Raw genomic sequence first — 24,723 nt, forward strand, 5'->3', positions numbered from 1 at the left:
GCATATTGCAGAAGGCGCTGACTCCATCGTTTGGTCCGGTATGTCAGAGGGGCATCCTAAGAGTCCGACAAGCCATATCTGATGTAGTGGCTGTCATCGTAGTAATCACTCCGGTGAGCGTCGTATCGTGCCATTGCCCTTATGTCGGTCTTGTTAAGGACGACACCGATCAAGGAATCGGAGATGGTCGGCGCAGTATGCAGGGCATGCTGAACCACATCGATTTTCGTTCGTCCCCATTCGACGACGAGAACGTAACAGTCGACCAACGGCGCAGTGACGCGCACATCTACCAGAGGCGAGAGTGGTGGGAAATCCACTATGACGTAGTCATAGGTCTGCCGCAAACGATCGAATAGCTTGCTTATGTTTTCGGCGGAAAGAATCTCGCTCGTATGAAGGAGGGGGCCACGCCGGACGGCTGGCAAGAATGCGAGATTGGTTCTGGGGTCGTGCCACAGCGCTTCTTCGAGCGAACGCTTTCCGTTCGCCACCTCGAGTAAACCGAATGCAGCTTTCGGAGCCATAGCCGCAGAGAGTGAAGGGTTTCTAAGGTCGCAATCGACGACGATAGCTCGCTTACCGCTATGTCCTATGAGGTGAGCTAGAGAGGCTGCAATCGTCGTCTTGCCTTCATTTGGCAGAGCCGACGTGATTCCGATCACCTGGTTCGACGCTTTTGCGGGTGTGTGGTCTATAGCAAGCTTGATCGAACGGATGGCTTCCGTGAAGCGGGAGAGGGGCATTCCGATGACGGCTCGGTGGAGCGTCGGTACATTTGACATCGTGCGTGATCGCAGATCCTCATCCGATTGCTGCGATCGGACCGTCGACTTCTGCGCCTTCGGGGGCGACAGTACGGGGACCAGCGACAAGCACGGTAGCTCCAGTGCGGCCTCCACCTGTGAGGACGTACGGAATACTCTGTCCAAAACATCTCTCAGAAGAGCCAAGCCGATCCCGAGTGCGAGTCCGGCGGCTAGGCCGAAGCCGAGCACCAAGTTTGCCTTCGGCTTGCTTTTGCGCTCTGGCGGTGCGGCGGCAAATACCAACCGTGCTTCCGAAATCGGAAATGTCTCCTGCTGAGTAGCCCCCATGGAGTGCTGCAGAAACGCCTCATGCATGGCGCGCAGACTTTTCGCTCGGCTCTCCAACTCCCGTATGGTCAGTTCTGCTGAGTTCGTCAGGCGGGATTGCGAGACGGCCCGAGCAAGTTGCTTCTCGAGTTCCTGCTGCCGCTGCTGAGCAGCTTCCAATTCGTTCTTGCTGGTTTCAGCGAGCCTCTTAACTTCTTCGAGGATGGATGTGCGAATGTCGCGTATCCGAGTCCGCAGGTTGACGACCGCCAAATGGTCGCGGCCGAACCGGGCTGACCAATCGGCTTCGCGACGTGACAACTCGAGATATTGCTGGCGAAGCGTATTGATGATCGAGCTCTGGAGGACATCGGCGCTCGCCGCGTCAGGAGCGCTGATGGTGGAGGAGCCAGCTGCATTGGCGCGTAGGACCGCGTCGTAGCGGTTGAACTTGACCTGTGCATCCGAGGTCTGGGTTCGGGCAGCTACCAATCGAGCGTTGAGATCGTTGACGGGCTGTTCGTCAATCGATTTTCCGCCGGTCGAGACGATATTGTTCTGAGACTTATAGGCGTTCACGGCGCGTTCGGCCGTCAGTGCTTGCTCATTGAGTTTTTGGAGACGTTCCTGCAACCAACTGGCTGCCGTTCGCGTGGCCTCGAATTTCGCATTCATCTGGTCGTTAATGTACGCGTCAGCCACGGCATTGGCGATCTCCGCCGCGCGTTGCGCGTTGCTCGAACTGTAGCTGATCTCGATGATCTTGCTATATCCGATCCTGTACGCGGTGAGCCGATCCAGCAACGCGGCGATCGCGCCTTCCCTGGGCGTATCAGCCTTCGAATCGTGCTCCGGCTGCTGACCGCGGTTTCGAATACGATGCAGTAGCGAGCTGAAGGACCACCGTGAACCGGTAAGGTCCGGATCGTTAGCGAGATCCAGCTGCGTTATGACTGCCGCTGCAATTCCTCGCGACCTTATCATCTGCAGCTGCGTTTCGATCTGGGCCGCATCGACGACGGGCTCTGGAAGGAGTGACTGTTGCTGAACGAACTGAGCTCTCGGATTCGATAGCAGGATTTGTACTTGAGCCGTGTAGGTGGGGGGAGCGAACCGCAGGTAGAGCATCGCGGCTGCGAATACGAGAGCCGCGGTGACGATGATCATAAGATATCGACGCCTTGCAAAGGTGACCGCGAACTTGACGAGATCGCCGATTCCCCCGCTGTTGATCTGGTTCGACTGGGCCTGGCCGCCCAGAGGCAAGCGTGTTCTGTCGGTCTGTAGGAGATTGCTCTGAAGCATGGGGTACCTGTCTGGGTCGGGAGCACGTCGGTTTGGTCGCCCGCATGCGAGCGTTCGGTATATGATTTATTAAATGAATATAACCCAGAAAAATATGATTGCCAAATTAAATGTTATTCGGATATTAATGGCGGAAGGGCCTTTTGGTCAATTTGCGCGGTGTCGCCGCTGCGCGCCCGACAAAATCAGCGAACGGAATTAAATGAGATTTGAATTTTTGTGGTTAAAGGGTAGCCCGACGGGACTGATCGGGAAGGTAAGGAGCGTGTCGGTCTCCCCGATCATTCAACGACAGTCGAACGCCTTGAATGGACCGCGTGTTCGCAGGCATGGCGAGGCGGTGCGAGTCGGCTCGAGGCCTCGAATTCCTCCCGCGCTGCAGCCGCGCGGCATGTGCGAGCGCCCATCATGACGGTCCGAATGACAACGGCGAGAGCAGTTTCGACGAGAGCAACTTCGAACGGTGCTTTGAAGACCTCGTTGCGCCTTCTGGCGGGACTGAGCACCACGTACCGGAGGACGTTTTCATGCTGGAAGTACGGTGTTTAGAGATCCCAGATATTAAGATCATTCAAACGGATCGAGTATCCGACGACCGGGGTTACTTCTGTGAGACGTTTCGGCGATCTGCGTTCGCAGAGAAAGGGATTCTCGTCGATTTCGTTCAGGACAATCAATCCAGCTCAGATAAGGTTGGGACGGTCCGGGGCTTGCACTTCCAGCGACCGCCGTTCGCCCAGGCCAAGCTAATACGAGTGCTAAGCGGCGCTATTCTGGATGTCGTGGTTGATCTTCGGCGTTCCTCGGCGACCTTCGGAAAGCATATAGCCGTCAAGCTTGATAGCAAGACGGGTGAGCAACTGCTTGTCCCGAAAGGCTTTGCGCACGGTTTCTGCACGCTGCAGCCTGATACCGTCGTGTTCTACAAGGTCGACCAAGTCTACGCTCCAAGTCATGACGGAGGGCTCTATTGGGCCGATCCGGTACTGGCGATCGAGTGGCCGGTGACGACAGTCGAGGCCAAAGTGTCGCCAAAAGATAGGTCCCTGCCCAGGCTGGACCAGCTTACGGCCATTTTCGAGTGACGGAGAGCGGTCAAATGCGCGTTCTGGTGACCGGGGGAGCGGGATTTATCGGCTCTGCAGTGTGCCGCAGCTTGGTGCTGCAGAAGGGCGCCGCAGTGATCAATGTCGACAAGTTGACCTATGCGGCCAACTCAGCCTCGTTGGCGTCTATCGAGGGGCTGACGTCATACTTGTTCGAGCAGCAGGATATCTGCGACCACGAGGCCATGGATTTCGTGTTCAGCAGCTACCAGCCTGACGCGGTCATTCACCTCGCAGCCGAGAGTCACGTCGACCGCTCGATCACCGGCTCGGCCGCTTTCATTGCCACGAATATCGTGGGCACCTACACGTTATTGGAAGTCGCCAGAAAGTACTATGAAGGCCTCTCGGTGCCACGACGAAAGCGGTTTCGCTTCGTTCATGTCTCGACAGACGAGGTCTACGGCTCACTCGGGCTTGCCGACTACTTCCGGGAGGAAACGCCTTACCAGCCGAGCTCGCCCTATTCAGCGAGCAAGGCAGCCTCGGATCATCTCGCGCTTGCATGGTTCAAGACCTATGGCCTGCCGGTCATCGTCTCGAATTGCTCGAACAACTACGGTCCCTTTCAATTTCCAGAGAAGCTCATTCCCTTGATGATTCTCAATGCGATCGAGCGCAAGCCGCTGCCGGTGTACGGCGACGGCCGAAACGTACGCGACTGGCTGCATGTTGAAGATCATGCGGCAGGGTTGATCACGCTTCTGTCGGAAGGCAAGCCCGGCGAGAAATACAATTTCGGCGGCGATAGCGAACGCTCCAACCTCGACGTCGTTACCCAGATCTGCGACGTCGTCGACAGATTGTATCCCGGCCCGGCAACGAGACGATCGATGATTACCTTTGTGCCGGATCGTCCGGGACACGATGTCCGCTACGCGATTGACGCATCGAAAGCCCGCCGTGAGCTTGGCTGGCGGCCCACTAGGACGTTCGAGCAGGGGCTGACCGAAACAGTCGTATGGTATCTCGAGAGTCGCGCGTGGTGGGAGCGTGCCCGCAGCGGGGTTTATGACGGCTCGCGTCTAGGGCTCCTCGCTACACAACATTGAGGCTAAAAATGACGGAAAGGCCCATTTTGATTGCTGGTCGCAACGGTCAGTTGGCAAGGTCTCTTCATGACCTCGCGGTGCTGCACAGTATTCCCGTGGTCTGCCTTGGACGCAACGAATTCAATCTGGAGGCTCATGGGGAACTCCGCCGAGCGGTCGATCCATTCGCGCCGTCCTTGATCATCAACGCTGCCGCTTACACGGCGGTGGACCTAGCAGAATCGGAAGTAGCAAGGGCATTCAGCATTAATCGCGACGCAGCGGCCGCGTTGGCCGACGTCGCATGGCGAATGAATATACCGTTCATCCACGTCTCAACCGACTATGTCTTTGACGGCACAAAGCTGGATGCTTACGAGGAAAGCGATGTTCCTGCGCCAATGAATGTGTACGGCGCATCGAAGCTCGCTGGCGAAGCTGCCGTTCTAGCGGCTCACCCGCTCGCAACGGTAATTCGCACTTCATGGCTATATAGTCCCCATGGCAACAACTTCGTTCGGACGATGCTGCGGCTCTGTGAATCGCATCCGGTCGTCAGAGTCGTTCAGGATCAATGCGGAAATCCAACTTCCGCGCTCGACCTTGCGTCGGCGATCCTTCAGCTCTCGGCGCGCCCGCTAACTCACGATCGTAGAGCCATGGTCGGCATCTTTCATCTTGCCGGACAAGGTGAGACGACTTGGCATGGGTTTGCCCAAGCGATTTTCGACTTGCTCGCTCGTCGCGGAATCCGAGTGCCGCAACTTGAGGCGATCACGAGCGAACAGTACCAGACGGCCGCGCGACGGCCGCGGAATTCGCGCCTCGATTCATCCAAGGCCGAACGCGTCTTAGGCATTCGATTGCCGTTATGGCGTTGTTCTCTCGAAACTTGTCTCGAACAACTCGTGGAAGGTAGCATCGATGCTGAAAGGAATTGTGCTGGCTGGGGGCAGCGGAACTCGACTGTATCCAATCACGAGAGCGGTCAGCAAGCAGCTACTGCCCATCTATGACAAGCCGATGATCTACTATCCCTTGTCGACGCTGATGCTGGCAGGCGTGCGCGAGATTCTTATCATAACCACGCCATCAGATCGGTGTCAGTTTGAGCGCTTACTGGGGGACGGCAGTCAATGGGGAGTGAGGCTCAGTTATACCGAGCAGCCCCGACCCGCCGGTCTGGCGGATGCGTTCATTGTTGGCGCAGACTTCATCGGGAGCGATCGCGTTGCGATGGTGCTTGGAGATAACATCTTCTTTGGCGACGGCCTGAGCGAAATGCTCGCAAGGGCCGCTGGACGTGAGGAAGGTGCAACCGTTTTCGCCTATCATGTACGAGATCCGCAGAGGTATGGCGTCGTTACGTTCGATGAGGGCGATCGCCCGCTGCGAATCGAGGAGAAGCCGAAGCAGCCGAGCTCGAACTGGGCGATCACGGGTCTCTATTTCTTCGACAACAACGTCGTGCGCTACGCACGGCGCATCGAGCCGTCGTCGCGCGGAGAACTCGAGATCACCGATCTGCAGATGCGGTATCTTTCGGCCAAGGCGCTCCATGTCGAGCGGATGGGACGGGGGTTTGCTTGGCTAGATACCGGAACAGTGGAGTCGCTAATCGATGCGGCTATGTTCGTGCAGACCCTCGAAAAGCGCCAGGGAATGAAGGTTGCTTGTCTTGAGGAAATTGCGCTGAGGCAGGGCTTCATCGAGCGTGACCAGATCGAAGAGTTGGCGCGGCCGTTGGAGAAGAGTGGTTACGGTCAGTATTTACGCGAGATCGGGTCTCTCCTGACTTGAGTCCCGGGCTGAATCATCCGCAGACATTGGAACGAGTTAACTCATGGTTCTTCGATGAATATCAGCTCGATCAAGAGTGAGACTTTGATGCCCGATTTTTCGCAAAATTCCCCGCTGGTGCGCTATGCGCTCAGAGGATTGGAGCGGTGTTGGCTACCTGAACACGGCTGCTGGTCACACATTTACCATCTGGACGGGCGCGCTTCGCCCAACGAGTCTTTACGGTGCAGCGATGTGTTCTACACGCTTAACGTTCTGCTCGGAATGTCGAGGATAAAGGAGGTTCCTCGCAGCATCAATCTATCGGAAACATTCTATCGGAATGCGGCCCAGCTCACGGTCCTTTCGGTGCCAAAGTATGCACTCGGCATGGCGCTTTGGGCTTCCGCAGAACTCAGCCTCGAGCTGCCCGAGCAAGTTAGGCGTGAAGTGAAGGCGCTCCTGAGTGATCAGGCGGGGTGGAAGACGTTTCGGGCCCAGGATTTGGGTATGTTATTGACGGGTGTGGTGGCTCAGGCCAGGGCCGGTGGCAAGGAGTGGGCGCCTTTCGCCGCTCCGCTGTATCGCTTTCTCCAGGAGCGATTTTACACCGGATCAGGGCTGTTCTTCGACGCAGCATCGGGACTTCGGCGGCGCTTCGCTTCGTTCGCGACGCAGATCTATCTCTCAATTGCGTGCTATCACTACGGTGAATTCGCAGGGGAGTCATCCGCACTCGCCATGGCAGACGCCTGCGTGCGCAGGTTGATTGCCCTTCAGGGCCCCGACGGCGAGTGGCCCTGGTTCTTCGATGCGGCCGGTGGGCGCGTGCTTGATTTTTACGAAGTCTACTCGGTGCACCAGTATGGCATGGCTCCGGCATTGCTCGAATGGGCAGAGCGCTATCGGGTTCGGGGAGCACGGGATGCCTTAGTCAAGGGATTTAATTGGGTATTGGGCAAGAACCAGCTTCGCCGCTCGATGCTGGTGCCCGATCTCGGGCTGACTATCCGATCTCAGCTTCGAAAGCGGGAGCTGACAACGAGAGCGCCCAGGATGCTGCGCGCAATCAAAAATGCCTACTCCGGACACGAGTCCGGGCTAATTGAAAATGCCGGTCTCGGACTTCGGCTGGAATGCCGTAGCTACGAACTGGGTTGGATATTGTGGTCGTTCGGTCAGCGAGGTGACTTACTGGAACTGACCCACAACTCGGCCTTTGGCAAGGTGCCGATACCGGCCTGACGCCGTGGGCGCGAATGCTTGTGCTAACGGTTCCAGGCGACGGTTCGCCGATTGCGCAACAGCGACAGCATTGTTATGACCCGGTGCATTCTTACGGCACACATGACTGCGATAGCTTTGGTGCGGGCTCCGATACCGTAGAGCCGGTCACTCCTTAAGATCGTGATGATGCCCGGAGCGGGCGAAGCCAGCACAAGCAGGGCCTGTGCGATCCAGCGCAATCTCCATGCCGGCTTACCGTCGGCCATGTTCCGGTAGTGCAGAAGCTGTCGGTCCCACTTGACATAGAGCTCCCGGAGAGAGCTCCTGGCCGGGTGGAAGACGATCATTTCCGGGGTATATCGAAATTGAAGCCCGGCACGCTGCGCGCGTTGTCCCCACTCCATATCCTCCGCCACGTCGATCCCTGCGAACGGACCGACGCAATGGAAATCCCGGCGAAGCATCGCCATGTTGCCAGTGCCGCAATAGCCATCGCGCTCGATATAGAGCTTGAAGCGATAGGCGAAGACGCTCTCGTAGGCCGCGATGGCATCCAGGCGCGGCTTCGTGCCCTGCCAGATGCGGACGTCCCCTCCGAGCACCGTTCGAGGCGGCAACGAATGCAGTGAGCGCCACACGCTGCTCAGCCAATCCGGATGTGCCCTGCAATCGGCATCAATGAAGGCAAGCACCTCGCCGCTCGCAGCGGCAACTCCGGTGTTGCGCGCCGGTCCAGGCCCGGGCCGCGCCTCGCACAACAGTCGTACGAGCGGATATTGAGCGAGGACGTCGGTCGGCAAGATTGCGGAGCCGTTGTCAACGACAATGATCTCGAACGAATCCCGGGGAATGCTCTGCGCCTCGAGACTGGCCAGGCATGTTTTCAGCGCGCTTGGCTGATTCAAATGGGGAACAATCACTGAGATTGCCCAGCATTTAATGTCCATTTAATTGCCTCCGCCGTCCGTGGCCACGACTCGGCCACTTACGGGTACTGTCGGTCTCGTATTTAAGGTCAAAATATAATATCAATATAACTTGCAAATAAAATCCCCATCATTATTATCTCGGTATTATTTAAGTTCAATTTGGAAAGCGGTCTTTTCGCTCAAAGCGAATTATGGCCGGGGGAGGAACCCATGCGTGCCTACTTTCTGGGGTGCCCCATCGATATCTTGACCATGGCAGAGACTGTCGACCTTGCTCGTAAGGCCATGCGAAACCGTCAGCGTCTACAGCATGTGGCGCTCAACGTAGCGAAGTTCGTCAACATGCGGTCCGATCCAGTGCTTGCCGCTGATGTCGCCAACAGCGACATTGTCGGAATCGACGGCATGGGAATCCTTTGGGGATCGCGTGTGCTTGGTCTCCCGGCAACGTCGCGAGTCACCGGCGTAGATCTACTCAGCGAGTTGCTGAAAGTGTGCGCGGAAGAGGGCTTCCGACCGTATTTTCTGGGAGCCTCACCCGCCGTCGTGCAACAGGCGGCGCAGCGTGTTCGGGACGAACACCCTTCGCTTGTCTTTGCTGGGTTGAGGCACGGTTATTTTTCCAGCGAGCAGGAGAACGAGGTCGTCCGCGATATTCGGTCCAGTGGCGCTGACTGCCTGTTCATCGGCATGCCCACGCCGCGGAAGGAACGTTTTCTTGCGGCCCACCGCGACGAACTCGGCGTACCGTTCATCATGGGCGTGGGCGGCGGGTTCGACGTTCTCGCGGGCTCAGTTTTGCGAGCCCCCACTCGCATGCAGCAACTCGGCCTCGAATGGTTGTACCGCATCTATCAGGAGCCCAGGCGGATGTGGTGGCGGTATGCCAGGACGAACACGCTATTTGCAGGAATCTTGACGCAAGCGTTCATGTGGCAGGCACTTAGACGGGCGCCTGGCATGTACAGTGCGCTGCCCCCCGGGGCCGGTCGGATCGGAGGGTGAGGCGTTGCGAAAGCATTTTCTCATCCTGTTAGGAACCAGGCCGGAAGCGATCAAGCTGTTTCCGGTCATCAACCGGCTCAAGGCCGAAAAGAACAAGGACATCGCCCTCACGGTCTGCGCGACAGCGCAGCACAGGGAATTGCTCGACCAGGTTCTCAAGGTGGCCAAGGTGGTCCCCGATTTCGATCTCGACGTCATGACCGTGAATCAGACGCTCGATAGTCTAACCGGCCGGCTATTGGCGCAGATCGGAGAAGTGCTGGAGAGGGTGAGGCCCACCAGAGTGATCGTCCAGGGCGACACTGCGACTGCTATGGCAGGTGCGTTGGCGTCTTACTATCACCGCGTTCCGGTCTCGCATGTCGAGGCCGGACTGCGTAGTGGAGATATCTTCGCACCTTGGCCCGAGGAGGTGAACCGCAAGATTGTCGGCTCGATCGCCGATCAGCATTTCGCGCCGACCGAGCGTGCTGCGAGAGCGCTGCGGGCGGAGAACGTCTCCAAGGATCGCATTCATGTTACTGGAAATACGGTCGTTGACGCGCTGATCCTCGCGAAAGCCATGGTGGAGGCCGATCCGCAGCTGTCGTCTCGCTGGGATGGAATCAAGAAGCACCACGGCAATCGCCGCATTATCCTAGTCACTTGCCATCGTCGCGAGAACTTCGGCGGGGGGGTTTTCAACGTCGTCAATGCACTGGAGACAATCCTGAGCAGGGAGGACGTTGCCGTCGTGCTTCCGGTTCACCCGAACCCGAACGTTCGCGACGTGTTCGCGAGCCGGCTCGCCGATCACCCGCGTGTGGTACTCATTTCTCCCCAAGAGTACACCGATTTTGTCAGCCTTCTGTCGCTGTCGTATTTGGTGCTCACTGACTCAGGAGGCGTGCAAGAAGAGGCGCCGACGTTCGGAAAGCCTGTCCTTGTTATGCGCGACACGACGGAACGTCCGGAGGGCGTTGAGGCTGGCACCGCACGATTGGTCGGCGCGAACTACGATAGGATCGTCCACGAAACATTCCGTCTTCTTGACGACGATGGGACTTATTCGGCTATGGCTCGCTCCCATAATCCCTTCGGTGACGGGCGGGCCAGCGAGCGGATCGTGAAGGTGCTTCTTGATGCCTGAATTTCATAAAGTTGCTGTCATCGGACTTGGCTACATCGGCTTGCCGACAGCCGCGCTGATAGCCAGCCGCGGCCTGCAGGTGGTTGGGGTGGACACAAAGGAATATGTGGTCAGGACGGTTGGTTCCGGATCCATTCACATTTCGGAGCCAGATCTTGATGGTCTCGTTTCCAAGGTGGTGTCGAGCGGAGCGTTGACGACATCAAGCGAACCGCAAGCCGCCGACGTCTTCATAATCGCGGTACCCACACCTATTGACGGAAACAATCGGCCGGATTTGTCCAATGTGAATACCGCGGTGGAGTCCATACTGGATCTGCTTCGACCGGGAAATCTCGTCATTCTCGAATCGACCTCGCCGATCGGAACGACTGAAGGAATCGCCAAGCGGATCAGCGAACGCAGGCCAGACCTGAGACTTGGTGTCAACGGTCATGAGGATGGTGCGATCTACGTCGCTTATTGTCCGGAGCGCGTATTGCCAGGGAGGATCTTGAGTGAACTCATCAACAATGACCGATGCATCGGGGGAGTGACCCCTGCCTGCACTCGGCGGGCTCAGCGCTTCTATAAGATGTTCGTTCGGGGCGCCTGCGTTGCAACCACCGCCCGCGCAGCCGAGTTGGTCAAACTCACGGAGAACGCGTTCCGCGACACGAACATTGCATTTGCCAATGAGCTCTCATTGATCTGCGACAGGTTCGACATCAATGTTTGGGAGGTTATCGATATTGCCAACCGTCATCCTCGCGTGACTGTGTTGCGACCGGGACCAGGTGTGGGTGGTCATTGCATTGCCGTCGATCCGTGGTTCATCATCGACTCGGCGCCGGACCTCGCGCGCCTCATGCGGGCGAGCCGCGAGGTCAACATTGCCAAGACGGAAAGCATTATTAAGCGAGCCGAGGCTCTGATCGACGATCATCCATACGCAAACGTGGCTTGCTGCGGGCTGACGTTCAAGGCAAATGTCGATGATCTGCGCGAAAGTCCGGCGATGGAAATCGCAGTACACCTCGCGAAGAAGTACGGGGAGCGCATCAAGTTTGTCGAACCGAATCTGCGGCGGTTGCCGCCCGAACTTGCCGACTACCGGCCCGAATTCTTGAGCATCGACCAAGCATTGCGCACGTGTGAGATCGCCCTTCTCCTTGTCGACCACGACGAATTCAAGATGGTTCCACTAGCCGAACGTCGTCATCTCGACGTCATCGATACTCGGGGCATATGGCAAGATATGCCTGCGCGAACGTGAGGCCGCCGAACCCTCCAGAGGCGAGACTAACGATTTGATACCCTTCTTGGATTTGAAAGCACAGGCTCGGACGGTCGGATCGCAAATCGACGTTGCGATCGCGCGTGCAATTCGAGACGAACGGCATACGTGGAGACGTGAAGCGGGTTCTTTCGAGAAACGCTTCGCGGATTACTGCAGCGTCGCTTGTTGCAGCGCCGTTAACAGTGGCGCATCGGCGCTCCGTCTCGCATTGCTGGCTGCTGGAGTGGGGCCGGGCAATGAGGTGATCACGGTCTCGATGAATTTCGTCGCGGCGACGGCCGCCATTATCAGCTGCGGTGCAACACCTGTCTTTGTGGACGTTGATCCAGTCACCTGGACGATGAACCCTGCTCTGATCGAGGCTGCGATTACGAACAAAACGAGGGCGATCGTGCCGGCCCATCTGCATGGGCTCATGGCGGACATGGATCCAATCATGTCGATTGCCCGCCGCCATGGTCTCTTTGTAATCGAGGACGCTGCCCAGGCGCATGGCGCTGTGTACAAGAGCAGGCGTGCCGGCTCGATCGGAGACTTCGGCTGCTTCAGCTTCTATCCCGATAAGAATCTCGGAGCCGATGGCGAGGCCGGAGCAGTTGTCACCGATCAGCCGGAACTTGCGCGACGCGTGTCCCTGCTCCTCAATCGAACGCCGGAGGACGAGCGAAATCATATTGTCGCAAGATACGATGGCCGAATGGACGAAGTTCAGGCGGCAATACTGAACGTGAAGATGGACCACATCGAAGCCTGGACCGAGGCTCGTCGATCGATCGCCGCGAAGTATGATCAGGAGCTGTCCGATCTGGCAGTTGCGCCTCCGCGGCCACCCAGCCACAGCCGGCATGTCTATCATATCTACGCCCTTAGGCTTCCGCATCGCGATCAGGCTCTTGCCATGCTGGGTCGCGCGGGAATCGGCGTTGGCATTCATTACCCAGTTCCGGTCCATCTACAACGGAGCTACTTAGAACTTGGATATCGCGTCGGCGATCTGCCTGTAAGTGAGAGGCTTGCGCATGAGTTTCTATCGCTTCCCATTTATCCCGAGCTGTTGCCGGAGCAACCGGGCATTGTTGCCGCCAAAGTGAGAAAGGTCGCGACACGAGAGACGCGAATATTCCGAAGCAACTGGGCATTTCAGGACAAAATGCCTCGATATGGCCGATTAGCCTAGAACAGGAGAGCGGTCAGGATGGATCTCAAGGGCAAACGCGTTCTCGTTACCGGAGGTGCCGGATTCATCGGTTCGCATATCGTAGATTTGTTGTGCGACGAAGGTTGCGTCGAGATCGTCGCGCTCGACAATATGACGACCGGCCGACCGGAGAATCTTAGGAAGTCGCTTAATCGAGGACCCGTGCGATTGGTCCGCGGCGATTTACGCGACACTAAGTTGGTGGAGGCTCTTGTAAAGGGAGCCAATATCATCTTTCACCACGCTGCACCATGCAGCACCCATTGCATGGCCGAACCGCGCCTCGCCATGGAGGTCATGGTGAACGGGACTTTCGATCTGCTTGAACTTTGCGTCAAGTATGACGTCGAGAAGTTGATCGCCGCGTCTTCCGCTTCGGTGTACGGGGCGGCGGCGGAGGAACTGCCGACGACGGAGCATCAGAACCCGTACGGAAACCGTACGGTCTATGGAACGGCGAAGGTCTGCAATGAAGGCCTGCTCCGCGCCTATAACGATATGCATGGTCTCGACTATATCGCCTTGAGATATTTTGACGTGTATGGCAGCCGAATGGACGTGCACGGTCGATACGCCGAGATGTTGATTCGGTGGATGGATGAGTTGGAGGCTGGAACGCCGCCAGTAGTAGTTGGGCACGACCGGACCTTGGACTTAGTGCATGTCCGCGACGCAGCACGCGCAACCATCCTTGCTGCGAGGGCAAAGGTCAGCGACGAGGTGTTCAACGTGGGGAGCGGTATCGAAACAAGTTTGGTGCAGCTCGCTTCGGCCTTGGCTTCCGTTATGGGCCATCACGGCGCGCTCCCGCAAATCGCGCCCGAGCACTCGATCAATCCTGTACCGCGCCGGGTGGCGTCGACAGGCAAAACAGAACGTCTGCTGGGCTTCCAAATCACAGTGCCGCTCGAACTCGGACTGACGGAGTTTGTGAAGTGGTGGCGCTCCGAACGAGGACTTGCAACCGCGCGGCAAAGGCAGGCTCTGGCTTCATGAGTCCCCTTGCTGTGGCACAACATGCCGAGAAGGAGGCGGTCTTCTCGATAGGAGGGGCCGGCGCTTGAGAGGACGCTGGCCGAAACACGGAAACCGGGCAAGTTTCGATCATGAAATTGAGTGCGATGGAGAATGGCAATGCGAGTTCTTGTAACAGGTCATCTTGGCTACATCGGCACGGTCTTGACGCCAATGCTGGTCGGCGCCGGTCACGAGGTGACTGGAATGGACAGCGATATCTACTCCCGGTGTACATACGCTGCTGGCGGTAGCATTCTCGAGGTCCCGACGATTTGGAAGGACGTCAGAGACGCGGAGGTCGCGGATCTCGTTGGCTTCGACGCTGTGCTGCATCTAGCCGCGCTCTCCAACGATCCGCTCGGCAATCTGAGGCCTGAGCTGACCGACGAGATCAATCATCGCGCAAGCGTTCGCATGGCCGAGATAGCGAAGCATGCCGGCGTACATCGTTTCGTGTTCGCCTCATCCTGCAGCAACTATGGAAAAGCCGGCGAGGAAATGATCGATGAGACCGCGGCGCTCAATCCGGTGACGGCTTACGGAGAATCCAAGGTTGCCTCCGAACGTGATATTTCGACGTTGGCCGGCGACGGGTTTTGCCCGGTGCATCTGAGGCCAGCGACAGCGTACGGCGTGTCACCGCGGCTGCGCTTCGATATTGTCCTGAATAACCTTGTTGCGTGGGCGTTTACGACAGGGCGAATTCACCTGAAATCGGATGGCTCGCCCTGGCGGCCAATCGTCCACATCGAGGATATTTCTCGAGCTTTCATCGCCGCATTGGAGGCGCCTGCCGAATCCGTCTTCAATGAGGCATTCAATGTCGGTCAGACTGCTCACAACTATCGAATTCGTGATCTAGCCGAGATCGTCGCCAGTGTGGTGCCGAATGCTACGGTGGAGTTTGCCAAGGATGCGAGTCCTGATGAGCGATCCTACCGAGTGAGCTTCGAAAAGATCCGGCGCAAGTTGCCAGGGTTCCAGCCGCGCTGGGACGCTCGAATGGGCGCCGAACAGCTCTACAGGGTCTATCGTTCGTCAAAGTTGACGTTGGAGGAGTTCGAAGGGCCGAAATATCAACGCATCGGCCATATTCGGAAACTGCTGACGGAGAAAATTCTTAGTGGCGACTTGCGCCGTACCGGACTGCAGCTTGCAGCGGTGTCATGAATGGTGTGCTCACCGTAGACAAAAGGCGGTGAGCGGGAAGCCAGCGCGGGTATACTGCTGTCGCCCGTAGTTCCGCTAGCGCAGGCCCGTGCTGGCTGGCTGGATTCGGGCGTTGCTTCGGCCAGCACGACGCGTTGGCGATCGTCATGCAGAGGGCGTCATTTGCCGAATTGGCCGACAGTGTCGCGGGTAAGGCATTGCAAGGTCGTGTCCTCTGGAAGATCACCCAACGTCGGAATCTCTCGAGTAACGACCGGCTTAGCTTCACTCGGACTATAAGCCGAGAAGCGCAGGAGTTGCCGCGATAGTCGTCACCTTATTTGAGTCCAAGCCGAGAAACTTAGTTTTGTTAATGACCCAACCTCATGTATTTCTTGGTCTTCCGCGGAAGTGCCGTGAGCGGCCGGGATTTGCTGGCAATATATACTCCTGCGCGCTCACGAGTCCCGTGGCGCAATATTTTGGTTCGCGCTCCTACGCGATCTTTCTGTGTCACTACCCTGTCATTTCCACGATCGTCTGGCTCCGCTTCAGCTACTCTGGGACTGTTCCTGCGATGTTGCTGCTTTCGTGCCTGAGCATACCCGCCACGATAATCGTTTCAGAACTCACGTATCGCTACATTGAACTGCCGGGGATCAAGATTGGAAGACGCGCCGCGGCTTGGATGCAGCCGCCCATCGCGTCGGGTGTGACTTCGCAATGGACAAGTCATGCGAAGATCCGGTCGCTCAGGATTAACGAGTAAGTGGGCGTGTGGCCTCCCCGCAGCGCACACGAGCCTTGCGTCGCATGGCTAAGCCAGCACTTCACGCCGTGAGCGCGAATGAGGCATGCCGGGCGATCCGTTGCTCAAGCCAGGTGTGTCCATTGAAGTGCTTGTATTGTTCTGCCCGCAGCTTATCGGCCAGGCGACCCGGCGGTAGATCGACATCCGCATAGGTCAGGACTGCATCCTTTTTGACTGCGTGCCGCAACTTGCAACCCTCTACGAGACCTTCAGGAAGGTATTGCATTTGGCTCATTTCCTCGGAGTTCACGGCTTCGCCATAGGTCATGTACATCCCATAGTCATCGAGGACCTCGCCCGCCTCCAAATCGCGCTTGGCGACAGCACAGACCTCGACAACCGGACCGGCGATGGGAGGGGCGACCAAATCTTTGAGGAGAAACGCACGGGCTATCGAGTTCGGCACTTCGAAATGGACGAGATGATATGGGGTGAAGAACGAATACAGGGGGCCTTCGCCCATTTTGTACAAGCTCAAATACTTCTGCTGCTTTGGATCGGTGTGCTCGGCGAGCACGTAGACCTTGGTCAGCGGTGTGCCGACGAGATAGTCGATGATTCCGCCCAGGGCGCGGACTTCGTCTATATCGTAGAGTGTGCCGATCTTCATGACGTCGCCGCGATATTCCAGCCCGCGCGACATGCCGCGCGATCTTACCTTGAAGCCAGTAGCATTGGCCACGATCGTTTGCTCGAAGCTGATCTTGGATCCGTCGGCGAAGCTGGTGACCATCGCTGGATTCTGTCCCCATTGCTCGGCAAATCCCTTCTGCGTGGTGGGGTTGCGATACGGGTCCTGAAGTCCCTTGATGTTACCGACAACTCGTGGGATCAAGCCGAGCCCCTTTACCCATCGAACCAGGTTCATTTGCACGCCCGGTTCGTCGCCATCGCATGCGGACAGGGCGCCGCCGTACTTCTTTGCATAGACTTGCAAGATCGGCCCGATAGTCGCGTCAATCTCCGCGTTCATGAGGACGACGGTTTTCTGGTGCTTGAAGGCTTCCAGCGCGACTTGGGCGCCGAGCTCAACCGATCCGGTCACGTCGACGATCACGTCAACCAGATCCGATTTGGCGAGCAGGAATGCGTCCTCGGTAACCGCCGGAACGCCGGCGGCAATGGCTTTGTCGAGCCGGCCTTGGCTGTCCACGTCAACGACGTCGGTCTGGCCGGAATAGCCGAACACGTCACGCCCGCGCTGGGGCTTTCGGCTATATATGGCAACAACCCGCATTCCAGGAACACTGTTGTTTATTTGGTTGGTGAGTCCCTGAGCCATGAAGCCCGCGCCGAGAAGGCCGACACGGATGGGCTTTCCTGCTGCATGACGAGCTTGCAGTGCGTGGTCGACGAGTATCATCGTAGATTCTTTCAATTGGGAGGGGGGCGGTCAGGGGTTTTAGCGATGCGCCGTCGGCGTCAACCATCGACGTCGGCGAGTTCCATCCGACCTTTCAATTCGGATTCGACCTCGCTGAGTAAGCGAAATTTCTGATCCTTCTCCGAGATCACGGAAACGGGAAGCGGCCACGTCAGTCCAAGCCGGGGATCGTTGTACATCAGCCCGCTCTCCGCCTCGGGGGTATAGAACTCTCCCACCTGGTAACTGGTATCGGTGTTGTCGACGAGAGTCTGATAACCGTGAGCAAAACGTTCCGGCACGTAGAGCGCCCGCTGGTTGCTCTCGTTCAGTTCGACAGCGGCATGTTGCAGATAGGTCGGGCTTTCGGGACGCAGGTCGACGATGATGTCGAGGATGGCGCCACGCGTGCAACGAACGAGTTTCGTCTCCGACGCCGGCGGAAACTGAAAGTGCATGCCGCGCAGGGTTCCCCGCCGGATATTTGACGCGATATTCGCCTGCGCGATGACCGGATTGAGCCCGAGGGTCTTAAACTCTCTCTGGCAAAAGGCTCGCGCAAAAAAACCGCGCGGATCCTCGCGGCGTTCAATATCGATAATGTAGGCTCCTTTAAGCCTGGTTTCGGTTATAATCACTCCATTCCCTCCATAACTGCCCGGTCGGCATTAAAAAATGCATCGAAATGTCAGCGATGATAATGCTTAAGGACGGATTTTCAAAATAGTTTTCTAAAGAGATTGATTAATTTGCGTCGTTATATAAAATGCGGCTATTCAATTAGCGAGATTTATGTATTTAAATCGGGACTGTCGGATCCGCTTTTGGCGATCTGTGGCGACCGAAACGGTCGGCAGAAACATGGGAAGCGCTGGCCATGAAAGTTGTGCTGTTCTGTGGGGGGCTCGGGACCCGCATCCGAGAATATTCTGAAAGCATTCCGAAGCCGATGGTACCCGTCGGCCAGCACCCGATGCTGTGGCATGTCATGCAATACTATAGTCAGTATGGTCATCGCGATTTCATACTGTGCCTGGGCTACAAGGCCAATGTGATCAAGGAGTACTTCCTGAACTCGGATCGCTGGGCTCACAGCGATTGCGTTGTTTCGAACTTCGGCAGGAAGGTTGAGGTAATCGGCGAGCAGCCACCGGATTGGCAGGTTTCGCTGGTTGACACCGGCATTTGGCGAAACATCGGTCAGCGCTTGATGGCGGTGCGCTCCCTCGTTGAGAACGAGGAGGTCTTTCTCGCAAACTACAGCGATGGCCTGACCGACGCGCCGTTGCCCGAAATAGTAGAGCGGTTCAAGAAGAGTGGAATGGTCGGATGTTTCGTTGCCGTGCATCCTCCGTTCAATTTTCACCTCGCTGAATTCAACGGTGGAGACACCGTCAAGCGTTTCCGCTCCAGTCAGCAGTCCGAGATCTGGATCAACGGGGGCTACTTCATCTTCCGGAAGGAGATCTTCGACTACATCCGTGAGGGCGAGGAGCTTGTGCTCGAACCGTTCAATCGCCTGATCGAGGCCGGAAAGCTCATGGCCTACAAGTACGAGGGGTTCTGGCGCGCGATGGATACGCTGCGGGACCGGCAGGTTCTTGAGGAGATGATTGAGCGGGGCGAAATGCCCTGGAAGATTATCTCGGAAGTGCGGACGCAGGCGGCTTCATGAAGGCATTTCAACTTGCCGCGCCCGGAGAGCGTCTCTCGATCCTCTGTCTCGGTGCGCACTCGGATGACATCGAAATAGGTGCCGGTGCGACGATACTGAATTTGGTGGCGCGTGGCGTTCGGCTTGACGTGCATTGGTGTGTACTTAGCGCGTCAGGTGAACGCGAGGGTGAGGCGAGGGCGTCTGCGGCTGAATTCGTGTCAGACGCAGCCCGTTCTCAAATTGAAGCAATGTCCTTTCGAGACGGCTTCTTTCCAGAGCAAGGTGATGAGATCAAGAAGTGGTTCGAGGCGTTGAAGCGACGCGTTGAGCCGGATCTGATCCTTACGCACCGCGGAGACGACGCCCATCAGGATCATCGTCAGGTGTCGCGTTTAACGTGGAATACATTCAGAGATCATTCCATTCTTGAGTATGAGATTCCGAAATGGGATGGAGACATCGGTCGAACGAATATGTATGCGCCCGTTTCATCGGAAGCATTGCAACGAAAAATTGACCTGCTGATGTCGCACTTTGGCAGCCAACGTTCCAAACAATGGTTCGATCCGGAGGTCTTCCGCGGCTTAGCGCGGCTGCGGGGCATGGAATGCCGGGCGCCGGATAAGTACGCTGAAGCATTTGTAGCGAAAAAACTCGCACTGTCGTGAGAAGGCGTTGGTGAAGCGTGCCCAAAAGCAAGCCGGAGCCGAACTCTCGTCTACGAGAATTGGAATGGACAATCTCAAGGGGATGATAATTCGCGGCGGCGTGGTCCGGCTTGGCGGCCAGGCGGCCAATTTCGCTCTTCGACTTGGTGTCATGGCCGCGCTCGCGCGCTTGCTTGATCCGCAGGATTTCGGATTGGTTGCGATGACAACCGTCGTCACCGGGATTCTTCAACTCTTCACGACGGCAGGATTGTCCTCGGCCACGGTCCAGCGAGACATAGTCACCAACGAGCAGATGTCGACGTTATTCTGGGTCAATCTGGGGCTCGGATTGGTGCTTGCGCTCCTCTGCGCGGCAACCGCACCTGCTCTCGTGGAATTCTACCATGAGCCTCGCCTGTTCTGGCTGACTGTCGTTGCAGGCTTGGGATTTTTTCTGAGTGCCGTAGCGGTGCAGCATTCAGCACTGCTTCAGCGTCAACTGCGGTACACAACGTTGACAGTCATTGAAGTGCTCTCACAGGTGGCGAGCTTTGGTGCCGGAGTCGCTATGGCCGTTGGCGGCTTGGGATATTGGGCCATTCTAGGAATGACACTGATTTCGACCGTGGTCTACACCGTGTGCGTATGGGCGGCCACGGGGTGGATTCCCGGCCCACCGCGCCGGACTGTCGGAGTCCGTGGCATGTTGAGCTTTGGCGGGGTAGTTACCCTGAATTCTCTTGTGGTGTACGTTGCCTACAACTTCGAGAAGTTGCTCCTAGGCCGATACTGGGGAGCCGATGCTCTTGGGATCTATGAACGGGGATATCGGTTGGTCAACCTGCCGACGGCAGAGCTTAACGCAGCGATTGGAGGCGTTGCATTTTCGGGATTGTCGCGGATTCAGAACGATTTACCGCGAATGAAGAGCTACTTCCTGAAGGGTTATACGATCGTCCTGTCGATGACGCTACCCATCACGGTCTTCTGCGCGGTGTTCGTGGATGACATCGTCGAGGTCGTACTAGGGCCGAAGTGGAGAGATACCGTCATCGTCTTCCGCCTGTTGACGCCGACGATTTTGGTATTCGGCATCATCAATCCCCTTGCTTGGTTGCTGTATTCGGCGGGCCTACAAGTACGAAGTCTGAAGATTGCCTTAGTGATCGCCCCGCTGGTCATTTCGGCTTACCTCATAGGATTGCCCTACGGTCCGACGGGGGTCGCGTTCGCCTATTCCGCCGCGATGGTATTGTGGCTCGTCCCACACGTTCTCTGGTGCTTGCACGGAACGTTGATTTCTCCGCGGGATCTACTTTTCACAGCAGGCCGGCCGTTGATCGCAGGTGTAGCGGCGGCAGCAGTAGCTCTTGTTGTTCAACTCTGCCTTGGTGGTTCAGAGTCGCATCTACTGAGGCTCCTTCTTGGAGGCTGCATCATCGCCGCAATCTATCTCTGGGTGCTGCTGTTTCTTATGGGGCAGAAGACAGTCTATATCGATCTGTTGAGGGAACTGCAGGGCGCACTTTCCATGAGAACTCATGAAAAACGAGCGGGCTAGGTTCGGAGATCGGACGACGGCCACCGCATTTGGAGGGCAAGATGACTAAGCTGCGAGCGGGCGACTGGGTAGAAGTGCGGACCAAGGAGGAGATCCTTAGCACGCTCGACAGCAGTGGCCGCTTCGAGGGACTGCCGTTCATGCCGCAAATGTTCAAGTATTGTGGTAAGCGGTTTAAGGTCTACAAGCGTTCCCACAAGACTTGTGACACCGTCACAAACACGGGTGGCAGATGGCTGCCAAATGGTATCCATCTTGAACTCCGATGCGACGGTGAGGCGTTTGGTGGCTGCCAAGCTGCATGCCTGATTTTCTGGAAGGAGGCTTGGCTCAGGCCCATCGGCGAAAGCGAGAACTCTGTGGTGAGTTTACCGGACCATCGGAGCGAATGCGTCGGACGATCCGCTGATAAAAGCCAATGTACAGAGGAAGACGTCTTTCGGGGGACGCGTGTCGGCGATAGCGCCGCGGATACAGAAATTCGCTACTCTTGCCAGGCAACCGAATTGCCCCGCTTTACGACGTTGGCACGATGGTGGGACGTCAGGCAATATGTGGAGGATTACACCTCGAGGAACGCCAGCTTGGGGCGGATCGCATGCGGATTCGCATACCTGGCCTACTGGCATCTTGCGCTGGCCAAGAGGGCACGACTGGGCCACGTTTCTCGCTTGGCTTACGATTTCTTCCAGGAGCTGCGGGGCGGTATTCCGTTTCCGAGGTGGAAGGGAAAAATACCTCATCGGCATGAGACGCCCAGTGTCACCTTAAACCTCCAACCTGGTGAGTTGGTGCGAGTGAAGACCTACAAGGAGATTCTTGCGACCGTCGACGCCGAAAACATAAACAGAGGCATGGCCTTTGACGCGGAGCTGGTCCCATATTGCGGTGGTCTCTACAAGGTCAAGACACGGATAACGAGATTCATCGACGAGAAGACCGGAAAGATGAGGTCACTCAAGACGCCGGCGGTGATCTTGGAGGACGTTTGGTGCAGATCTCGATACAGCAATTGTAAAATGTTCTGCCCGAGGAGCATCTATTCGTGGTGGCGTGAAGTGTGGCTTGAAAGGGTTACTGACACAACGCACGAGCAGGGACTCGCAGCTGCTGGTCGTTTGAAGGAGAGATCGCGATTGGGGCTAGTTGATGGCCCCCATGCGGCCTCGGGTGCCGGAAAAATTGGGGCGATGGAACATTGATCCGTCGTCACCAATCGCGACCAGTGGAATGACACAGGTTTTCGAGTTCGCCATGCGAGCTTCAAGCGAGATCGGGAATTCAGCACGTCCTGTCAGTCTGCAGCGGCCAGCAGTTGAAGGCGCCATGGCGGCACCAGATGCCGCCTCACGCCGGACCGACCCTCTGGTGACCATTGCCATTCCTACGTTCAATCGAGCTGCGTGGTTGCAGGACTGTGTTCGCTTGGCGCTGAGCCAATCGTATCCACGTTTCGAAGTGCTCGTGTCGGACAACGCGTCGACCGATGAAACTGCTCTGGTTCTGAGCCAGTTCAAGGACGAAAGACTACGCTTCGTTCGCCAGCCGAAGAACATAGGCGCGACCCCGAACTGGAATGCTTGCGTGGAACAGGCAAGGGGAGACTACATCGTATTTGTTCCAGACGACGACAGAATAGCGCCATGGCTGTTGGAGCGATGCATTTCGCTGATCCGAAGAGAGCCCGAAGTGCCGATCGTGATGGCATTGGGTGAGGCCCGGATTGTCGCGTCGGGGCGCATCTTGCCACCACAGGCTAGTCGAAATCTGAGAACTGGAATCTGGGACGGCGTGGATGTCCTCGATGAGTATCTGCAACGTCGCATCATGGTGCAGGGTTGCACCACGATAATTCGTACCGAGAGACTTCGGGCCTGGGGAGGCTTCCCGGCAGGATGGCCGTTCGCGAGTGATCTTGCAAGGCATCTCCCCCTACTGTTGGAAGGCAAGGCAGGCTTTATCAATGAAAGCTGTGGCTCCTATTCCCTTCACGACGCCACGCAGACATCTCGTCTCGCGCTCGAGAGCCACCTGGAGGATATCAAGAAACTGGTTGATCTCATAACGATCACTGCCGAGCACAGAATCGGGAATGAACGAAGGCGCCATCAATTGCAATTGCGAGCCAGACATTTCCTGGCCCGCGAGACCATCGGGATCATTACCTCATATCGCAAACGGGGCGCTCGCTTTCGCGAACTACTTCCAGTGTTGAGGCAATGGGGACGCCACCTGGTAGCCTTGCGGGCACAAGACACGTTCGCCGCCACGACACTGATCTGCTGGCTGCTTCTTCCTGCACCGATTATTGGCGGGCTCCGCCGCCTCAAGAGGAAGCTCACTTTGAAAGCATAGCCAGCGATGCGCGAAGTCACGGACGTGACGGTTTCGGCTTCGGGCTGGTGGAGTCCTGGACGACCCGCCCGGTTACCATGTTCACGTTCTTTGAGAAAACGGTCTTTGGATAGCGATCGTTCGGCCCGGCTGCCGGATAGTTAAAGCCGAAGGCTTTTGTCACATCAAAATAGTTGTCGTGCGTGGAGAATAAGCCGGACAGATTCGCAGCGTCGGTTCCCGGGCCGGATACGGACATCCAGTAGGTAACGCTGCCGATCAGGGTATTGCAGCCAAACTCGCCTGAATTTGTGTTATCGGCAATGAACCCTTGAGTACTGCCGCCATTCTGGACCGCGGTGTTGTAAAGGATCCGGGTGGCTTCCACGGTCGGTCCGTAAACCTGCAGATAGTCGCCGTGGGTTCCTGGGCCGCGCATTCCGGCCTGTTCCAGCACATTGTATCGAATGATGATATTGCCGCCGTCTCGGCCATGGCGGCCAATTAGGTCGGAGTTAGAATTCTTCAGCCACGAATATTCGATCGTAAGGCCGGGCCCTTCCATTTCGATCAGGAATTCTGCACGTCCGCCTCCGCTCAGGCCGTCAATGATGCAATTGACGATGCGTAGATTGGAGGAGGACGGCGTACCGCTGATGACACTATTCTGCGGACCGCCTGGATTCAGACCATCGAATTTCGAGTTGATCAGGCTGGTGTTCGCTGCGGTAGTCACAACCGACCAGCCGCCGAAATCATAACCGTCGAGCGTAACGTTGTCGCCTGTCACCGTGATGCTCTTCTGAGGCACGTTGAGCGAGACGCCGGCCATCGCGATCGTTGCCGGATCCTTGATAGGGGTATTCGTCGAATGGCCAACGCAATAGTCCACACCCGCTACGCTCCACTGCGGACGGAATCTGTATTTGGTCAGGAGAGATGGATACTGAATTGTACAAGTGGGCGCGTGTGAGGAGCCGTCATCGAGGGCGGATTTGTCGATTGCAGCGCGCTCCGGCGGGCGAATATCTCCGGACGGAACGTTCTGCGCTTGGCTAGCGACTATGGACCAAGGCAACGCGAACGCGAGAAGAGGTTTAATATAGCGGGCTGTCAT

Annotated in this window: 21 protein-coding genes; 16 read left to right on the forward strand and 5 right to left on the reverse strand. The window is 57.0% G+C overall.

Annotated elements, in window-relative coordinates; translation table 11 throughout:
- Positions 1–56: 56 nt before the first annotated feature.
- Positions 57–2,381, reverse strand: a complete 2,325-nt coding sequence (locus XH85_RS14630) for an AAA family ATPase (protein ID WP_128932350.1) — start codon at positions 2,379–2,381, stop codon at positions 57–59.
- Between the two features lie 527 nt (positions 2,382–2,908).
- On the opposite strand from XH85_RS14630, the gene rfbC (XH85_RS14635) reads away from it, so the two are divergent.
- From rfbC (XH85_RS14635) to XH85_RS14655, 5 genes are all read left to right on the forward strand, one after another.
- Positions 2,909–3,466, forward strand: a complete 558-nt coding sequence (gene rfbC / locus XH85_RS14635) for a dTDP-4-dehydrorhamnose 3,5-epimerase (RefSeq protein WP_128937272.1) — start codon at positions 2,909–2,911, stop codon at positions 3,464–3,466.
- Between the two features lie 14 nt (positions 3,467–3,480).
- Complete coding sequence (rfbB, locus tag XH85_RS14640) at positions 3,481–4,539, forward strand: dTDP-glucose 4,6-dehydratase (RefSeq protein ID WP_128932351.1); 1,059 nt, start codon at positions 3,481–3,483, stop codon at positions 4,537–4,539.
- Between the two features lie 8 nt (positions 4,540–4,547).
- Complete coding sequence (gene rfbD / locus XH85_RS14645; protein WP_128932352.1) at positions 4,548–5,534, forward strand: dTDP-4-dehydrorhamnose reductase; 987 nt, start codon at positions 4,548–4,550, stop codon at positions 5,532–5,534.
- A complete protein-coding gene (gene rfbA, locus XH85_RS14650; protein ID WP_128932353.1) occupies positions 5,443–6,318 on the forward strand; it encodes a glucose-1-phosphate thymidylyltransferase RfbA in 876 nt (291 codons plus the stop codon). The genes rfbD and rfbA overlap by 92 nt, the downstream gene beginning before the upstream one ends.
- A gap of 87 nt (positions 6,319–6,405) precedes the next feature.
- Positions 6,406–7,542 (forward strand): hypothetical protein, encoded by a 1,137-nt coding sequence (locus XH85_RS14655; protein ID WP_245473495.1) that lies wholly within the window; start codon positions 6,406–6,408, stop codon positions 7,540–7,542.
- 23 nt (positions 7,543–7,565) lie between these two features.
- Here XH85_RS14655 and XH85_RS14660 read toward each other — a convergent pair whose 3' ends face one another.
- Complete coding sequence (locus XH85_RS14660) at positions 7,566–8,471, reverse strand: glycosyltransferase family 2 protein (protein WP_128932354.1); 906 nt, start codon at positions 8,469–8,471, stop codon at positions 7,566–7,568.
- Between the two features lie 192 nt (positions 8,472–8,663).
- Between XH85_RS14660 and XH85_RS14665 the strand changes: the two genes are divergently transcribed.
- From XH85_RS14665 to XH85_RS14690, 6 genes are all read left to right on the forward strand, one after another.
- Positions 8,664–9,458: a WecB/TagA/CpsF family glycosyltransferase gene (locus tag XH85_RS14665; protein ID WP_128932355.1), complete on the forward strand. Its 795-nt coding sequence runs from the start codon at positions 8,664–8,666 to the stop codon at positions 9,456–9,458.
- Between the two features lie 4 nt (positions 9,459–9,462).
- The gene (wecB, locus tag XH85_RS14670) at positions 9,463–10,587 is read left to right on the forward strand and encodes a non-hydrolyzing UDP-N-acetylglucosamine 2-epimerase (RefSeq protein WP_128932356.1); all 1,125 of its coding nucleotides are present in this window, start codon (positions 9,463–9,465) and stop codon (positions 10,585–10,587) included.
- Entirely contained in the window at positions 10,580–11,842 is a 1,263-nt protein-coding gene (gene wecC, locus XH85_RS14675) for a UDP-N-acetyl-D-mannosamine dehydrogenase (protein ID WP_128932357.1), read from the forward strand. Before wecB ends, wecC begins: the two co-directional genes overlap by 8 nt.
- Positions 11,843–11,876: 34 nt before the next feature.
- Complete coding sequence (locus XH85_RS14680) at positions 11,877–13,043, forward strand: DegT/DnrJ/EryC1/StrS family aminotransferase (protein ID WP_128932358.1); 1,167 nt, start codon at positions 11,877–11,879, stop codon at positions 13,041–13,043.
- A gap of 18 nt (positions 13,044–13,061) precedes the next feature.
- Positions 13,062–14,060, forward strand: a complete 999-nt coding sequence (locus XH85_RS14685; protein WP_128932359.1) for an NAD-dependent epimerase/dehydratase family protein — start codon at positions 13,062–13,064, stop codon at positions 14,058–14,060.
- A gap of 138 nt (positions 14,061–14,198) precedes the next feature.
- A complete protein-coding gene (locus XH85_RS14690) occupies positions 14,199–15,251 on the forward strand; it encodes an NAD-dependent epimerase/dehydratase family protein (RefSeq protein ID WP_128932360.1) in 1,053 nt (350 codons plus the stop codon).
- A gap of 809 nt (positions 15,252–16,060) precedes the next feature.
- Here the strand turns inward: XH85_RS14690 and XH85_RS14695 are convergent.
- Positions 16,061–17,404 (reverse strand): NAD(P)H-dependent oxidoreductase, encoded by a 1,344-nt coding sequence (locus XH85_RS14695; protein WP_128932361.1) that lies wholly within the window; start codon positions 17,402–17,404, stop codon positions 16,061–16,063.
- A gap of 59 nt (positions 17,405–17,463) precedes the next feature.
- The gene (rfbC, locus tag XH85_RS14700; RefSeq protein ID WP_128932362.1) at positions 17,464–18,042 is read right to left on the reverse strand and encodes a dTDP-4-dehydrorhamnose 3,5-epimerase; all 579 of its coding nucleotides are present in this window, start codon (positions 18,040–18,042) and stop codon (positions 17,464–17,466) included.
- Between the two features lie 239 nt (positions 18,043–18,281).
- Between rfbC (XH85_RS14700) and XH85_RS14705 the strand changes: the two genes are divergently transcribed.
- The 5 genes from XH85_RS14705 (at position 18,282) to XH85_RS14725 (ending at position 23,627) form a co-directional block, all read left to right on the forward strand.
- Complete coding sequence (locus tag XH85_RS14705) at positions 18,282–19,079, forward strand: sugar phosphate nucleotidyltransferase (RefSeq protein ID WP_128932363.1); 798 nt, start codon at positions 18,282–18,284, stop codon at positions 19,077–19,079.
- The gene (locus tag XH85_RS14710; protein ID WP_128932364.1) at positions 19,076–19,729 is read left to right on the forward strand and encodes a PIG-L deacetylase family protein; all 654 of its coding nucleotides are present in this window, start codon (positions 19,076–19,078) and stop codon (positions 19,727–19,729) included. Before XH85_RS14705 ends, XH85_RS14710 begins: the two co-directional genes overlap by 4 nt.
- Before the next feature lie 64 nt (positions 19,730–19,793).
- On the forward strand, positions 19,794–21,272 hold the full coding sequence (locus XH85_RS14715) for a lipopolysaccharide biosynthesis protein (protein WP_128932365.1): 1,479 nt from the start codon (positions 19,794–19,796) through the stop codon (positions 21,270–21,272).
- Positions 21,273–21,313: 41 nt separating this feature from the next.
- On the forward strand, positions 21,314–22,474 hold the full coding sequence (locus XH85_RS14720) for a hypothetical protein (protein WP_206734839.1): 1,161 nt from the start codon (positions 21,314–21,316) through the stop codon (positions 22,472–22,474).
- Between the two features lie 28 nt (positions 22,475–22,502).
- On the forward strand, positions 22,503–23,627 hold the full coding sequence (locus tag XH85_RS14725; RefSeq protein ID WP_164940289.1) for a glycosyltransferase family 2 protein: 1,125 nt from the start codon (positions 22,503–22,505) through the stop codon (positions 23,625–23,627).
- A gap of 16 nt (positions 23,628–23,643) precedes the next feature.
- Here the strand turns inward: XH85_RS14725 and XH85_RS14730 are convergent, their stop codons facing one another.
- A complete protein-coding gene (locus XH85_RS14730; protein WP_128932367.1) occupies positions 23,644–24,723 on the reverse strand; it encodes a hypothetical protein in 1,080 nt (359 codons plus the stop codon).

This window comes from Bradyrhizobium zhanjiangense (assembly GCF_004114935.1).
Lineage (GTDB): Bacteria > Pseudomonadota > Alphaproteobacteria > Rhizobiales > Xanthobacteraceae > Bradyrhizobium > Bradyrhizobium zhanjiangense.

What these genes read in the sequence shown, in the direction of transcription:
- rfbC (WP_128937272.1), top strand. Translation starts at nt 2,909, where the DNA reads ATGCTGGAAGTACGGTGTTTAGAGATCCCAGATATTAAGATCATTCAA.
- XH85_RS14655 (WP_245473495.1), top strand. Translation starts at nt 6,406, where the DNA reads ATGCCCGATTTTTCGCAAAATTCCCCGCTGGTGCGCTATGCGCTCAGA.
- rfbB (WP_128932351.1), top strand. Translation starts at nt 3,481, where the DNA reads ATGCGCGTTCTGGTGACCGGGGGAGCGGGATTTATCGGCTCTGCAGTG.
- XH85_RS14660 (WP_128932354.1), bottom strand. Translation starts at nt 8,471, where the DNA reads ATGGACATTAAATGCTGGGCAATCTCAGTGATTGTTCCCCATTTGAAT.
- XH85_RS14710 (WP_128932364.1), top strand. Translation starts at nt 19,076, where the DNA reads ATGAAGGCATTTCAACTTGCCGCGCCCGGAGAGCGTCTCTCGATCCTC.
- XH85_RS14730 (WP_128932367.1), bottom strand. Translation starts at nt 24,723, where the DNA reads ATGACAGCCCGCTATATTAAACCTCTTCTCGCGTTCGCGTTGCCTTGG.
- rfbA (WP_128932353.1), top strand. Translation starts at nt 5,443, where the DNA reads ATGCTGAAAGGAATTGTGCTGGCTGGGGGCAGCGGAACTCGACTGTAT.
- XH85_RS14685 (WP_128932359.1), top strand. Translation starts at nt 13,062, where the DNA reads ATGGATCTCAAGGGCAAACGCGTTCTCGTTACCGGAGGTGCCGGATTC.
- XH85_RS14705 (WP_128932363.1), top strand. Translation starts at nt 18,282, where the DNA reads ATGAAAGTTGTGCTGTTCTGTGGGGGGCTCGGGACCCGCATCCGAGAA.
- XH85_RS14715 (WP_128932365.1), top strand. Translation starts at nt 19,794, where the DNA reads ATGGACAATCTCAAGGGGATGATAATTCGCGGCGGCGTGGTCCGGCTT.
- XH85_RS14630 (WP_128932350.1), bottom strand. Translation starts at nt 2,381, where the DNA reads ATGCTTCAGAGCAATCTCCTACAGACCGACAGAACACGCTTGCCTCTG.
- XH85_RS14690 (WP_128932360.1), top strand. Translation starts at nt 14,199, where the DNA reads ATGCGAGTTCTTGTAACAGGTCATCTTGGCTACATCGGCACGGTCTTG.
- XH85_RS14725 (WP_164940289.1), top strand. Translation starts at nt 22,503, where the DNA reads ATGACACAGGTTTTCGAGTTCGCCATGCGAGCTTCAAGCGAGATCGGG.
- XH85_RS14665 (WP_128932355.1), top strand. Translation starts at nt 8,664, where the DNA reads ATGCGTGCCTACTTTCTGGGGTGCCCCATCGATATCTTGACCATGGCA.
- XH85_RS14720 (WP_206734839.1), top strand. Translation starts at nt 21,314, where the DNA reads ATGACTAAGCTGCGAGCGGGCGACTGGGTAGAAGTGCGGACCAAGGAG.
- wecC (WP_128932357.1), top strand. Translation starts at nt 10,580, where the DNA reads ATGCCTGAATTTCATAAAGTTGCTGTCATCGGACTTGGCTACATCGGC.
- XH85_RS14695 (WP_128932361.1), bottom strand. Translation starts at nt 17,404, where the DNA reads ATGATACTCGTCGACCACGCACTGCAAGCTCGTCATGCAGCAGGAAAG.
- rfbD (WP_128932352.1), top strand. Translation starts at nt 4,548, where the DNA reads ATGACGGAAAGGCCCATTTTGATTGCTGGTCGCAACGGTCAGTTGGCA.